The sequence below is a fragment of the Limnohabitans sp. 2KL-3 genome (assembly GCF_001269405.1).
Classification (GTDB): Bacteria; Pseudomonadota; Gammaproteobacteria; order Burkholderiales; family Burkholderiaceae_C; genus Limnohabitans_A.
In genome coordinates this window covers 1-1,185 of the sequence record NZ_CXON01000052.1, presented here as the reverse complement: position 1 = coordinate 1,185, position 1,185 = coordinate 1, and the positions used below count along the sequence as shown (strand labels likewise).

Annotated in this window: 1 protein-coding gene and 2 pseudogenes; all 3 read left to right on the top strand. The window is 60.7% G+C overall.

Annotation, left to right across the window (positions count from 1 at the left end; genetic code table 11):
• Positions 1 to 610, top strand: a pseudogene (locus AMM41_RS21510) (IS21 family transposase); the annotation flags it as partial.
• Positions 607 to 831, top strand: a pseudogene (locus AMM41_RS21505) (ATP-binding protein); the annotation flags it as partial. The pseudogenes AMM41_RS21510 and AMM41_RS21505, both read left to right, overlap by 4 nt.
• An 81-nt stretch (positions 832 to 912) precedes the next feature.
• Positions 913 to 1,185 (top strand): transposase (locus AMM41_RS22120; protein WP_194944946.1); only part of this gene is annotated, 273 nt, incomplete at its 3' end.

Here is a 1,185-nt window from a genome sequence, read left to right as displayed (position 1 = left end):
CAGCAGCTACGCCGCACGCCCTGCGGCCATCGGCTCCAAAGTGCTGGTGCGCATCTTTGAGCGGCGCATCGAGATCCGGGATGTGCAAGGCGCTTTGCTGCGCACACATGCCAAAGCCGAGCGGCCAGGCTCGGTGGTGCTGCCTGCGGATGAGCGGGTGTTCAACCCATCACGCGAGACGCGGTTGATCCTTGGCCAGGCCAAAGAAATTGGCGAGCACGCCAGCCGCCTGTGTGAGCTGATGTTTGCTGCTGAAGGTCGGGTGGGCCAAAGAAAGCTTTGGGGCATCGTGGGATTGACCAAACGCTACCCGGCTGTCTGCATTGACGGCGCCTGTGCCCAAGCCTTGGCGCAAGGGGTCTACAGCTACAAACAAGTCAAGGCCTTGGCCGAGCGCTTGTTTGCCGATGCCATGGCGGCCATGGACGAGGAATCCAACATGGCCAGCTCAGTGCACGCCGACACCACGGCCCTTGAGGGCACTTTGGTTCAGCAGCACGAGCTGATCCGCCAGGCCGACGAGTATGCAGATTTGTTCACCCACGCAGCCTTGGTTGCCAGCGCGGTGGTGGCCAAGGCCATGGATGAGAAAGCAGGAGGCCAGGCATGAACATGACCGAGATCGACAACGCTTTGCGTCAGTTGCGCCTGTCGGGCATGCAGCAAACCCTTTCCACCCGGGCGATGCAGGCCCAGGCCAGCCAGGAGCCGTTTCTGGAGACCTTTGCTGCCTTGCTGCAAGACGAATTGGAGCGGCGCAGCTCCGTCCTGATGGAGCGCCGCTACAAGCGCTCGGGACTCGATGAGAAGGTCTCATTGGCGGATTTGGACTGTAAGCGTCCGGTGAACCCATCTTGAGATTCAAATGCCATCCTGGCAACATCCTGGCCACACAACAACAACGTGGACACGATGATGAATCAAGACACTCCTACCCCTTCAACGCCTTCGCGCACGCGTCGCATCTACAGCACTCAGTTCAAGTCTGAATTGGTGGCCTCCTGCCAACTCCCCGGCGCATCCGTCAGTGCCATCGCGGCAGCCCACGGCATGAATGCCAACGTACTGCGCCGCTGGCTCCAAAAGCATCGCCAACACGGCTCACATGTCCCACATTTCCCAAGCACACCGCCCGCATCTGCTCAGACCAGCAGCGCTGGATTCATCGCGCTCGATCTGAGCGCC